The 13,698-nt window shown below is 38.6% G+C and carries 11 protein-coding genes; all 11 read left to right on the top strand.

What is annotated here, in order from left to right:
- The first annotated feature begins 5 nt into the window (after window positions 1-5).
- Window positions 6-1,448, top strand: a complete 1,443-nt coding sequence (locus AL038_RS02845; protein WP_062148738.1) for a class I adenylate-forming enzyme family protein — start codon at window positions 6-8, stop codon at window positions 1,446-1,448.
- Between the two features lie 10 nt (window positions 1,449-1,458).
- Window positions 1,459-1,722 (top strand): acyl carrier protein, encoded by a 264-nt coding sequence (locus AL038_RS02850; protein WP_062148741.1) that lies wholly within the window; start codon window positions 1,459-1,461, stop codon window positions 1,720-1,722.
- Window positions 1,723-1,781: 59 nt separating this feature from the next.
- Window positions 1,782-3,053, top strand: coding sequence for a coproporphyrinogen-III oxidase family protein (locus AL038_RS02855; protein WP_062148745.1), 1,272 nt, complete (start codon window positions 1,782-1,784; stop codon window positions 3,051-3,053).
- 75 nt (window positions 3,054-3,128) lie between these two features.
- The gene (locus AL038_RS02860; protein WP_062148748.1) at window positions 3,129-3,833 is read left to right on the top strand and encodes a sulfotransferase family 2 domain-containing protein; all 705 of its coding nucleotides are present in this window, start codon (window positions 3,129-3,131) and stop codon (window positions 3,831-3,833) included.
- Window positions 3,834-3,837: 4 nt separating this feature from the next.
- Entirely contained in the window at window positions 3,838-4,779 is a 942-nt protein-coding gene (locus AL038_RS02865) for a DUF481 domain-containing protein (protein ID WP_083991404.1), read from the top strand.
- 117 nt (window positions 4,780-4,896) lie between these two features.
- Window positions 4,897-5,481, top strand: a complete 585-nt coding sequence (locus AL038_RS02870) for a chorismate--pyruvate lyase family protein (protein WP_062148753.1) — start codon at window positions 4,897-4,899, stop codon at window positions 5,479-5,481.
- 79 nt (window positions 5,482-5,560) lie between these two features.
- Window positions 5,561-7,084, top strand: a complete 1,524-nt coding sequence (locus tag AL038_RS02875) for a condensation domain-containing protein (protein ID WP_062148756.1) — start codon at window positions 5,561-5,563, stop codon at window positions 7,082-7,084.
- A gap of 10 nt (window positions 7,085-7,094) precedes the next feature.
- Window positions 7,095-7,712: a class I SAM-dependent DNA methyltransferase gene (locus AL038_RS02880; RefSeq protein WP_062148758.1), complete on the top strand. Its 618-nt coding sequence runs from the start codon at window positions 7,095-7,097 to the stop codon at window positions 7,710-7,712.
- 119 nt (window positions 7,713-7,831) lie between these two features.
- Window positions 7,832-8,206 carry a threonyl-tRNA synthetase editing domain-containing protein gene (locus AL038_RS02885; RefSeq protein ID WP_145917046.1) on the top strand — a complete coding sequence of 125 codons (375 nt, stop codon included), beginning with the start codon at window positions 7,832-7,834 and terminating at the stop codon, window positions 8,204-8,206.
- Between the two features lie 50 nt (window positions 8,207-8,256).
- Entirely contained in the window at window positions 8,257-11,280 is a 3,024-nt protein-coding gene (locus tag AL038_RS02890; RefSeq protein WP_062148764.1) for a non-ribosomal peptide synthetase, read from the top strand.
- Window positions 11,281-11,456: 176 nt separating this feature from the next.
- Window positions 11,457-13,631: an arylsulfatase gene (locus AL038_RS02895; protein ID WP_062148767.1), complete on the top strand. Its 2,175-nt coding sequence runs from the start codon at window positions 11,457-11,459 to the stop codon at window positions 13,629-13,631.
- Window positions 13,632-13,698: the final 67 nt, after the last annotated feature.

A 13,698-nucleotide genomic window follows, 5' to 3' on the forward strand; every position in this document is an offset into this window, starting at 1 on the left:
GTTAAATGGGATTTCAGCGCATTTTTAAACTGCCAATACTGGAAAATACGCTCAGTGACGGAAACGTCACTTGTACATATAATGAAATCCCTGCATTTTTTGCACATCTCGATGGTTTTTTTCAACAAAAACAGATTTATCCACAGACAGGTATCGCCGTTGAGTTTGTCAATTCCACCGTTAGTGCGCTGATATTATTGTATTTATTGGATAGGAATTATAGCTTTTTTCTTTTTCCACCAACGGCACAACGTTCTGTGTTGCCCGCCTTCTGTCATTATCACCTGTTGATTCAGCCAACGGCTGAGAGTCTTGCTTGTTCACCCGAGCAGTTCATTACTATTACTATAAATCCTGATTATGATGCTACCTTGCCATCGTTACCCGAGGGAAGATTGTATTTACGTACATCAGGCAGTATGGGAATGGCAAAAATTGTCGAACATACACATACAGCATTACTCCAAAATGCATGTCATTGTGTTGAACGATTTCAACTAACTGCTTTAGATAAAGTTTTTCTCCCCGTCCCTATTTTTCACATGTATGGTTTAGGTGCAGGTTTCTTACCCGCTGTGCTAGCAGGAGCTTGCATAGAATTACAAGATAAAACAAATATTTTTCGGTATTTAGCTACGGATAAACGCTTTCAGCCTACTGTGGTTTTCTTAACCCCTACATTGTGTAAGCTCTTGTTAAAAGGTTGTCAATCCTCACGAAATTATCGTTTGATTGTCAGCGCGGGTGATAAGATGCCGAGTGCATTATTTAGTGAGTTTAGCGAAAAATTTGGCTTATTGGTTAATTTATATGGCAGTACAGAAATGGGGGCTGTTGCAACCTCAGTTTTAACTGATACACTCGATAAACGTGCAAGTGGTCATTTACAATTAATGCCAACGGTTGCCGTACTCTTAGCCGATAAGACCTTACAAAAAGAAGTGGAAATTGGTGAGTTATGTTTGCAATATTTACAGGGGTTTACCCGTTATATTAATGAAAAAGGGCAGGCGTTTTCTGTAAATGCGTCTGTATGGTTTAAAACGGGTGATTTAGCAAGTCTATTACCAGAAGATTATCTTGTCGTTTGGGGTCGTTGTGACCATAGTATCAATCGACGCGGTTTCTTGATTGTATTTGCAGAAATAGAAAAGGCAATGGAAACCCTGACAGGTATAGAAAAGGCGGTTATTGTGCCTCTTGATATGGAAAGTACACAAGGACAAGCAATTTGTGCTTACTGTACTACAACTGATGACACATGGCATTCATCACAAATCCGTGAAGCCTGTTTTACTATATTGCCACCGTATGCGGTGCCTGATGAAATTGTGGTTATACATGAGATGCCCGCTTTACCCAGTGGTAAAGTAGATAGGCAAGCCCTGACCAGAGAAGCAGGCTCAAAAAATCTACAATTTTCTACAATCCTTAATATGAATAAATAGGTGATAGTTTATGGAAAATGAAAAAATTATTGAACAACTGCGCGAAATTATTGCAAATCGTTTAGATGTCAATTTACGTCTGGAAGAAGTTGACGCACAAATATCCTTGTTTGAAGGTGGCTTAGGACTAGATTCAATCGCTATTATGGAGTTTATCAGCCTGATTGAAGACGGTTTTGGAATTAAGTTTGGTGAAGATGAATTGAACATGGATTATTTTAAAAATCTTGATACCGTCGCTCAATTTGTTTCTAACAAATTAACTGTACACTAAAACAATATAAACCGTATTGTTTTAAGCCTGTTATAACTGTCATGTAAAGGGCGTTTTTTATGATTAACACCAGAAAAGAGAATCCATATTGGGAACCTTCTCGTAAAGGATTCATTACCAATTATCCTAACTTTTTACATTGGAAAAAGTTGGATGTTGATGAAATGCAGAGTGATAGACCCCTAAATCTGTATGTCCATAGCCCTTTTTGTGCGCAACGTTGTTCTTATTGTTACTATCGGACAATTACGGGTAGCCGCAAGTCTGAAGTGGATAGATATGTTGATGCTTTATGTCGTGAAATTACGCTTGCAAATGAGCGTTTTGGTTTAAATAAACGTCCCATTAATTCCGTTTATTTTGGGGGCGGCACGCCAACCTTATTGGCGGGTGACAATTTAAAACAAATTACAGACACTTTACGGCAACATTTTAATTTAGATAATGCTGAATTTACCGTTGAAGGTGAACCTGTCACCCTCACAGAAAAAAAGGCGGAAATTTTAAAAGAATTAGGTGTTAACCGTATTAGTTTGGGCGTGCAATCACTATCAGACGACATCATCAAACTGTCTAACCGTCAAGATACAGAAGCTAAGGTCTTACGTGCCATTGAATTTGCTAAAAGCACGGGGGCTGTTGTTAATATCGATTTAATGAGCGGTCTAGCGGGTGAAAAACCCGAAACATGGGAATACAGCGTTAATCGTGCTTTAGAAACGGGTGTACACAGCATCACGGTGTATAAGATGGAACTGTACACTAACACACAATACTTTATTGAAGTGCGCAACGACACGCTACAACTTCCTTCAGATGAACAAGAACTCTCATTCATGCAATATGCCTTAGATAAGTTTGAGGCGGCGGAGTATCGTCCATGGAGTTTCTTCACGTTCACTAAAGAAGGACGTTATACCCACGTACACGCGCCTAGTATTTGGCGAGGTGACGACTGTTTTTCCTTTGGTACGTCTGCGTTTGGACGTTTAGGTGATTGGGTTTATCAGAACAGTAACGATGCTGATAAATATATTGAAATGCTTGAAGCAGGCGAATTACCCATTAATCGTGGACATCATTTAACCGCTTTGGACCAAATGATTCGTGATGTTGTGTTAGGCATTAAATTGATTCATTTAGATTTATCTGCTTTCCAGAAAAAGCATGGTTTTAAATTGAACAGCCTCTGTGGTGCTGAAATTGAAACGTTAAAAAATGATGGGTATATAACTGTTTCTGAAAATGAAATTGTATTAACCCCTAAGGGTATTCTACACGGTGATTATGTTGGCAAGAGTCTTGGTAAACGATTAGCCGAGATGTATTAGTTTACTTAGGGAGATGGTAAGCCTTTCCCCTTTATCATCTCCAACTAATTACTTACACTATAATAAGTTAGCACGATGTTAATCTCCAATACACACCAATTTATTTTTTTCCACGTTGCGAAAGTAGCAGGAATTAGTATTCGAGAAGCACTTAAAGCGTATGTGCAAGAGCCTGACATTTTTAAAATAAAACGACCCACTAAAATCCTTAATGGACAAGTAAATCCGCTTTACACCATGTGGGAAACGATGTTGCTACACGCTAGAGCTTGCGACGCAAAAAAAGCCTTACCTGTACAATTTAAACAATTTTATAAATTTGCTTTTGTCCGTAATCCGTGGGATTGGCAAGTGTCTATGTATCATTTTTTACTCAAAGAAACGACTAACCCACGTTATGAACTCGTTAAATCTTTTCCCAATTTTGAGACTTATTTAGAATGGGTTATCCAAACAAAAAAACCCTTTCCTAAAGGGGCAACCAAATTGCAAAAAGAAGTATTAACTGATGAAAAAGGCAATTTACTGGTTGATTATATAGGACGTTATGAAACACTTACCCACGATTTTCAACAAATTTGCCAAGCATTACAATTAACAAATACCGTATTGCCACATTTAAATCAAAGTAATCGTATTGATTATAAAACTTACTATACCCCTTATACACGTCAATTGGTTGCAGACCACTTTGCAGAAGACATTGCTTTATTTGGCTATCAATTTGACGGGATTTGCTCACCTATTCAACCACTCTCAATTGAAATAGTTAGCCTATAACCTTATGAAAAATATAAAATATCTACTTAGTATATCCTTCTGTACTATCAGTCTATTAAATCAGGTTTACGCCGCAGAAGACGTGACAACCCCTGTTGCAGGAGAAACGGCATGGATATCTAACGGGGAAAAACTGGGCAAATGGTGGGTTAAAAATCCCTTAAAAGTAGAGTCTTTACCCGATACGTGGTTATACCATGTAGATTTGTCTTACGCCTATTCTAAACAAGGTGGCAATCTTGATGCAGAAAGTCATAAGGCAAAACTAAATTTTATTCTGAGAAAGCAACTATTTACCTCAGAAACAACCTATGATTTAAATAAGCGTGATACAACGGTCAATCTCACAGAAACTAACATTCTTACTCACGATTACTATTTTCGCCAAGGTTTTCGCTATGCACTGTTAGATAACCTAGAAGCGGCAGTCGGCTATGCACAAGAGAAAAACACAACGAAGTACCTAGATAAACGCGAAACATATTATGGTGGTTTACGTTATTCCGCGTTCACTCAACCGACGTTTAGATGGAATATTGCTTTGTTTTATAATGACTCTGATATGTCATTTATGAACAGTGCCATCCAAAAAATCAAAAAATATTCAGACTTTCCTGATGTAGCTGATTATTCTTCTGATGGCGTTAACTTATTCTCTTACTTAGATTGGGATATAACCGATACTATTAACTTCTCAAATACCGCAAGCTACGTACAGTATCTTAAGGATACAGAGTTTTACCTGTGGAATTTAGAATCAGAGCTAAGTTTTAAACTCAGCAAGCATTTCTCCTTTACAACCTCCTATACGGTTAATTACGAGAAAAACCTGTTTATTACTAATTTAGATAACTACTTAACCAGTCGTAAAGAAAAAGGGTTAAGTTCAGGTGATATTGAAACGACAGACACTATTTTGGCGGCAGGCATTAAATTTAGTTTTTAATATATTTTTGTCAGAAATAGAAATCCTAATAAAATAGTGAAATAGACCTGCTAAGTTGCAAAAACTAGCAGGTTTTCAGATAACTATCACTCAAATAGCTCAATGGAGTCACTGGGAATGTGTGCTGAAGACTGGGATAATCCTGAACGCTATTTACCCTCTGCTTATAGTGAACGGGTCACTATCATGCAAGATGCGCTAACACTCACAAAGTTAAGCCCTTTTCAACGGATATTATTGATAACGGATGGCACATTAACCGAATTACTCGAAGCCTACTTACAAGAGCCAATTATTGTTATTAAACTTGCTGAAACGATGTTAGATAGCACAGAAGCTATTCCTGCATTAGAAATAAATATCGGGCAAAAAATTATCAAGCGCGACATCTTATTACAAGGCAAAGAAACAGGAAAAAACTGGTTATATGCTGAATCGGTTATCGTGCCAGACCGTTTAGAAGCATCGTTTAGGGAACAACTACTTGGCAGTAAAACACCTATAGGTAAGTTGTGGCTGGCTCATCGCTTGGAAACATTTAAAGAGAAATTAACCTTTACGGCAGAACCAGCAGGAGAATTGGCCGATTTCTTTAAAGTTGTAACAACGGACACTTTGTTATCACGTACTTATCGTGTTTTCTCTCAACGTCTAGCAATTATGATGATTACAGAAAAATTCCCACAGCAATTTTATTTATAAAGCAGTTGGGTCGTTTGCAATAAATAACCTATTATATCCATCAATAAAAATTATAAGCTACTGTTTTATAAAAAATATAATGAATACAAATAATAGCCAAGACCTGCTACAAACTTTACAACAGCAACAGATTACCTTGAGGTTAGAAGGCGAGCGGTTGCTTTATGATGCTCCTAAAGGTGCATTATCGCCTGCATTATTACAACAAATCCGTGAACATAAAACTGAACTAATTCAATTATTACGTGCGCAAGCTACACAACCACGCTACGCGCTCCCTTCTTTTCCTCAATTACGTTTTTGGACGTATCAACAGAATGATCTGAGTGATACCTTTCATAACTTGTCTTATTCCTTACGTTTACACGGTAAAATTGATTGTATTGCGTTAGAGAAAAGTTTATACGCCATCATACAACGGCATGAATTGCTCCGCACCGTATTACAAAAGATAGATAATAAATTACAACAGGTTATTTATTCAACGGGCGTACTCGATATGCAGATTATCGAGCTACAACCTGTTGATTCATCAATGCAAAACCTTGAAAAGCTCATTAAAGCAGAATTAGATATTCCCTTCGATTTGGCAAATACTGTTCCGTTACGAGTGCGCTTGTTTATCCTTGCTGATGATGAAGCTATTTTATTTTTTTGTATTCATCATATTATTTTTGATGATTGGTCTAGCCATCTTCTTTTACAAGAAATAGTCAATTTTTACCAACACTTTCATAGCAATAAACCAATAACCTTACCAAAATTAACAGCACAATATGCTGATTATGCCCAATGGCAACAGCAACAATTAATCCAGCCTGAGTTATTAGCCTTAACTATACAATATTGGCAACACTGGTTAGCAAATTCACTACCCACCCTAAAACTGCCTGTTATTGCAAACTATTCAGCCAGTGACTATCAAACGCATATTTATTCTTATGAGTTATCACCACAACTCACTCAACAGTTAAAAAAGCTTTGCCAACAAACAGAAACAACTTTGTTTACATTGATTATTGCCACATTAGGGGCATTGTTTCAGCGTTATAGTGATGATGATGCTGTTGTATTTGCAGTGCCTATGGCAATGCGTCAACAACAACAATTTGAACCGTTGTTTGGAAGAATTGGGGGAATGCTAGCATTACGCATTGATGTCAAAAAATCCGATTCATTTTTAGAGTTAATTCAAACGACTAAGCAATCAATGTTACACACTTTAGAACATCAATCTGTCCCTTTTGAACAAATCAGTTACCATTTGTCCCCCACAGAACGCCCAAAAAAGCCGTTATTTCAAGTATTAGTCAGTTTTTTACTGATGTCTCTACAACAACAAGTTACCTTACCCGATTTGCAGATTCAATCTATTGAACACGCAGAAACCCACATGCGTTTGGCAATGGGGCTTGTGGCATGGGAAGAAAAAACACCGACTGGTAATTACTTAAAATGGTCATGGCAATATCGCACTGCCTTATTCGAACCAGCAGTTATTGCCCAACTACATGAAGATTTTTTACAGTTATTAATGGATTTAATGCGTAATCCTCAGAAAAAGTTAAGTGATTTATCCTCTTTTCAATCCCGTTCTCTGTGAGCGTATTTTCATGACAACATCTACTACTGTAAACCCTTTATTTATTGAACAAAATAGTCAAACATTAGCCGCGCGTTATGACGCATTGGCAAAAACGTATGACCAACAATCTCAAGATTATGTTGGACGTGAACAAACCGCTGATTTATTAATGAAGTATGTGGATAAACAAGCGTGTATTTTAGATGCTGGTTGTGGCACTGGGTTGGTCGGACAATATTTAAATACGAAAGGATTTATTGGATTAGAAGGGTTGGATATTTCAGCGGGTATGTTAGCGGAAGCAGAAGCAAAACAGTGTTATCAAGCCTTATCGCAACAAACCTTAGGTGAACCCCTTACTTTTGCGGATAATACCTTTGATGCGATTATTTGTATTGGTACATTTGTTCGTTCTCACGCGCCCAGCCGTACGTTAGACGAATTTATTCGCATCACACGTTCTGGTGGGTATATTCTTTTCACGTTGCGCCCAGAATTTTATGAAAGCAGTGATTTTAAAGAAAAAATAACGGATTTAGAACGACAGAACCAATGGAAGCGCGTTGAAATAACTGACCCTTTTCCCAGTGTTAGCACGGAAAACGTAACTGTTTATATTCAAATATGGGTTTATCAGGTTGAATAAGTGCGTTGTGTGTGGGGTAAGCTATATTGAAATTCAGGAAATAGTAATTTCGCTACGAAAAAAGAAATCAACTTAACTATTATTATAAATTTGTTTTAACTGATTTAGGAGAAAAACGTTTGAAAGCCCTATTCATGAATGGACGTGAGTATAAAGCTGAAAAGCCAGCTCAGAATGAAACTGAATATGCTTCTGATTGTTTAATTGTACTGGTAACGTTTGAACCTCCTGATGGAGATAAACAATTTAAACGTTTATTGAAGTCTGTACACAAGATTTCTAAAGAATTTGATACCCGTAATCTGGTATTAGCACCATTTGCCCATTTGTCTCATCAATTGATGGAACCTGATAGGGCAAAAATAGTGTTGAAAGGATTATCTATAGAATTGCAGCACCAATATAATTTGGTGATTTCTGAGTTTGGTGTGGAAAAGGGTTTGATGATTGATTTAAAAATTAGTAACGATAATATTAAGTTTCGTTCTTTCTAACGTTTACTAACAACCCATTTGTAACAATGTTGTCAGGATATAAACCACTCATGAATAATCACTCATCAAATCTTGCATTATGTGTGCATGAATTATTTGCAGAACAAGTGCGTTATAGACCTCATGCAACTGCCGTTGTCTTTGCCGAACAACAGTTAAGTTATATTGCCTTAGACCAACAAGCAAACCAACTCGCACATTATTTACAACAAAAAGGGGTTGTTGCCGATACCATCGTTGGTATTTGCGTTGAGCGTTCATTAGAAATGGTCGTTTGTGTCTTGGCAGTGTTGAAAGCAGGGGGGGCTTATTTATTATTAGACCCAGAAACGCCTAGCGAGCGTTTAGCCTTCATGTTAGTCGATGTAAATGCAATGCTATTATTGACGGATGAAAGTGTTGCACCATTATTGCCTGTCCATCAAAGCACTTTAGTTTATATAGACCATGAAGCCTCGGCGATTCGTCAACTACCCAATACACCGCCTGATGTTACCGTACAGCCTGATAATTTGTCTTATATTATTTATACATCGGGTTCAACAGGCAAACCTAAAGGGGTATTATTAACGCATCGTGGTTTATGTAATTTAGTGACCGTTACACCTGCTATTTTGCAATTAGATGCGGATAGTCGAGTTTTACAATTTTTCTCTGCAAATTCTGATGGTGCGACTTACGAATTATTTTTAACCTTATGTAATGGTGCAACTTTATATTTACTTCCTTCAAAAGCAGTGATGTTAGGAACTGATTTTGCCTATCGATTACGTGACCAAGCCATTACACATTTACAAATTACGCCGTCGGTTTTAAATACGTTACCAATACTTGAACTTCCTGATTTAAAAATGTTATTAGTCGTTGGGGAAGTATGTCCCTCAGCACTGGTTGAACGTTGGGGAAAAAATCGTTTATTTTTTAATGGCTATGGTTTATCAGAAACCACTGTTTGTGCAACTTTAATGCAGTGTACAGACCCTAATAGCCCGCCTTCCATTGGTTGCCCCATTCCTAATACACACGTTTATATGTTAGATGAACAATGCCAACCTGTGCCTATGGGTGAGATTGGGGAAATGTATGTGGGTGGCTTAAACGTTGCGCGTGGTTATTTGAATCGTCCTGAACTCACCGCAGAACGCTTTATTCCTGACCCTTTTGCTCAAACAGATACACGCTTGTATAAAACGGGTGATATGGGACGTTATTTAGCCGATGGCAATATTGAGTTTTTAGGTCGTATTGACAATCAGGTAAAAGTGCGGGGTTTTCGGGTTGAATTAGATGAAATCGAATCAGTTTTAGCGCAACACCCGCTGGTACAACAAGCCAGTGTTGTCGTTAATGCGCATCAAGAGATGGATAAACGCTTGGTTGCCTATGTTGTACCGCAAACAATCCAATCCAGTGAGTATTTAAGCACTTGGCAAGCACTGAATGAGCAAACTTATCAGCAATATAACGATGTTGATGTACAAAAAATGACGCTGACAGGTTGGAACAGCAGTTATACAGGAGAAGCCTTTAGTGAAGCAGAAATGTTGGAAAGTATTGAACAAATTGTTGCGCGTGTACTGGCATTAAAACCACAACACGTATTAGAAATCGGTTGCGGTGCGGGGCTGTTGCTCACCCGTATTGCTCCCCATTGTCAGTCTTATATTGGCGCGGATTATTCTGCAACTGCAATTGCTTATGTAGAAAAACTCAGGCGGACAATTGGTGGTTTGGAAAATGTCACACTTTTACACCGTTCTGCGGATAATTTCACCGATTTAGCCCCTGCGTCGCAAGACGTTATTCTTATTAACTCGGTTATTCAAAGTTTTCCTGATACTGATTATTTATTAACGGTAGTGACGGGTGCATTAAAGCTGTTAAGAGCAGGTGGGGCGTTAATCATTGGTGATGTGGTTAATTATAACTTACAAGAAATTTATCACGCCTCGTTACAAGCCTATCAAGCCGATGCTCAATTAACACCAGAACGCTTATTACAAAAAATTCAGCAAAGTAAAGTACAAAAAAAAGAATTGTCTGTTTCTCCAAGTTTTTTCATTGTATTACAAAATGCCTACCCACAAATCCAACATGTTCAAGTAATGCCTAGGGATGGGCGACATTTAAATGAATCAACCCAATTTCGTTATGATGTATTGTTACATGTTGGAGAAGCATTATTACCACGAGCGATTCCGCACTGGTTGACATGGGAAGAACAGCCTTTAAGTCTTGCTGAAATAGAAAAATTACTGACTCAAGAAGCCCCCCCTCTCTTTGGTATTCGCGGTATTACGAATGCTCGATTACATACCCCATTACAACAATGGCAATGGTTACAAGAATATGCGCAACCTCATCAAACAGTTGCAGAATTACATACCTTTGTTAGTCAGCAAGTGCAACAAGGAATTAATCCCGCTGACTTATGGCACTTAACTAAAAAAATACCTTATCATGTTGAAATTAGTTGGTTAAATAGTGGGGTGCAAGGACACTTTGATGTGGTATTTACGCACCAAACAATGAATGCTGTGCCAGCCATTTTTGAGCGACCGCTGGTTATGGATAAATTATGGTCGCTTTATACCAATAATCCTGCACAAGCTAAACAACATCGTCAGTTAGCGGGCGACTTGCGCCGTTTCTTACGGGCTAAATTGCCCCATTATATGATGCCATCAGCATTTGTGATGCTTGCCGATTTCCCATTAACCCCCACAGGGAAAGTGGATAGACAATCGCTTGCAAAGTTGCCCGTACACTATCCTGTCACGCTGACAGAAACGGCAAGACCACGTAATGCAGTAGAACAAGTGTTGGCTGATACTTGGGCTGATGTGTTGGGATTAGAATCGGTTGGGATTCATGATAATTTTTTTGCTTTGGGGGGAGATTCGCTAAACGCAATGCTGTTGTTTTTAAAACTACAAACGCAATTTAAACAGGATTTTCGTTTAGCTGATTTGTTTAATGCACCAACAATTGCTGAGTTCGTTGCATATCTTCCTCAACAACCCCTTCATCAAACAACCGTGCAAGACACTGCATGGGAAACGGGTGAAATATAACGTACTTGGATGACCAAGTGTGTAAAAAGTGAGTGACATGCGGCTACATGCACTCACTACATAAAAGTTAGACACAGATAAACGTGTTTGACTAACCTCATATAAAACTTATGTGAAAAATAGTAAGTACATAAGTTTCACAACCCTTAAATAATCTTATTCAAGAGCTAATTATAATGGGACAACTTTCTATTCATTTCAAGAAGGCAGTTATTGGTGCTTGCACGGTATCAACGCTGTTATGTGCTAATCCTTTACAACAAGCCATTGCAGATGTTTTACCACGGGCGAGTACAACGGGCAAACCCAACTTTATCACTATCGTGTTAGATGATATGGGGTTTTCTGATTTAGGTTCATTTGGTAGTGAAATTCCTACACCAAATTTAGACCAATTGGCAAATACAGGTATTATTCTCAATAATTTCTACGCAGCACCGACTTCCACACCATCAAGGGCCATGCTATTTACAGGGAAGGACCATCATCAATCTGGTGTGGGCAATATGCCAACATGGGTGCGTCCAGAACAACGTGATAGACAAGGGCACAATCTCGCAGGGTATGAGGGTTTATTACCTGAATATGTTCTGCCATTTACTGAAGTTTTACAAAATACTGGCTATCACAATATGATGGTCGGTAAGTGGGATTTAGGTGAAGAACCTGAATATTACCCCAGTAAGCGGGGCATAGACCAAACCTTTGTGTTGTTACCCGGTGGTGATACTTACTTTTTATCCGATGCCCAAGGCAAATTAGTTACCACATTTGACGCAAATTACTACGCGAATTTAGGCTTAGAAAGCCCCTATAATCAAAATGGGGTAGAATTTAAAGACTTTCCACCAAATGCCTATGCAACAACGTATTACACCGATAAAACGCTAGAAATTTTAGATAGTCGGGATAAAAGTAAACCGTTTTATCTCAATTTATCTTACATCACACCACATGACCCCTACCAAGCGCCCGCAGATGTGACTGCAAAATATCTGGCTTATTATGAACGTGGTTGGGATGTTATTCGTGAAGAACGCTTTACCCGTCAAAAACAACTGGGCTTTTGGACGGATAATTTACAACTTCCCGCCCGCCCTGAGAATGTTCCTGCATGGGATAGTTTAACTGACGAACAAAAACGCTATGAAACCAAGCGGATGGCGATTTATGCAGCAATGTTAGACATATTAGACCAAAACATCGGGCGCGTTGTACAACACCTGAAAGATATTGGTGAATATGACAATACCGTGATTTTCGTCCATTCAGATAATGGGGGACCATTTTCCGCAGCGGGTAGCCCTGCCTACCAAGCCTATGTTGCGAAGAATTTCGACAATAGTTATGAAAATATAGGGAATATCAAGTCCCTAATTGGTTCAAGCCCTGGGTGGGGAATGGTGATGAACACGCCATTAAATCAATATAAAGGTGATACATTTGATGGTGGTGTACGGACTGCTGCCTTTGTACATTACCCTCAAAGCAAGATTTCAGGGGTAAAATACAGCGGTTTAACCTCTGTCATGGATATTTCTGCCACGATTTTGGACATGGCAGGTGCGCAATATCCGTATGTTTATAAAGACCGTCCCAATACACCTATGCAAGGCATATCCATGGCGGGTTTATTTTCTGGACAAGTCGTTAGTGACCCCGAACGTTGGTTAGCATGGGAATTAGACAGCGCGAAGGGTGTGCGGAAAGGCAATTGGAAACTCTCGCAGAAATGGATACCTGAGCAAAATCGTTGGGATGAAAACTGGTATTTATTTAACCTTACTATTGACCCCTTTGAACGTAATAACCTCTCCACCAAAGAGCCTGAAAAATTTGCTGAATTGTTAAAAGTCTATCGGCAATATGCTGAACAAAACAGTGTAATTGAAATCAGCGGCAAAATTATCAATGGGGATTTAGGTGGTCTTATTAACAGCACTATTTTAAGTGATGCCCGTATCACGGGGGGAACAGCGGTTAATTACCTCTACTTTAACCAAAAAACTACCCCAAAAACCACCGATTTAGTTGAGGTTGAAGCCAGCATTCAACCTGCAAAAGAACATATCGGCTTACCTGCTAATATTTTCGTCCAAGTAACCTATACCCCACCTGAAGGAACACCCGTAAAACTGATGTTTAAACAAGACGGCTCAGCCACTTTATGGGATGATGCCTCTATTTTACCTTTCTTTAGCGTCAGTGCTTTAACCAAACGGGTACCTGTACCCATTTATCAAGGGATACTGTCTTTACCTGGTAAAGTTGATATTCTCTTAGGTTATCAATTATCTGATGGAACAATGGTGAAGAGTGAAAAACCGATTACTATTACAGTAGGTAGTTAATTCCTCTTTCGGTATTGGTTTCTTTTTTACCCTTTGACTAGGCGCGCATTTTTTAAGTGAGTGACAT

Source organism: Beggiatoa leptomitoformis, from assembly GCF_001305575.3.
Lineage (GTDB): Bacteria > Pseudomonadota > Gammaproteobacteria > Beggiatoales > Beggiatoaceae > Beggiatoa > Beggiatoa leptomitoformis.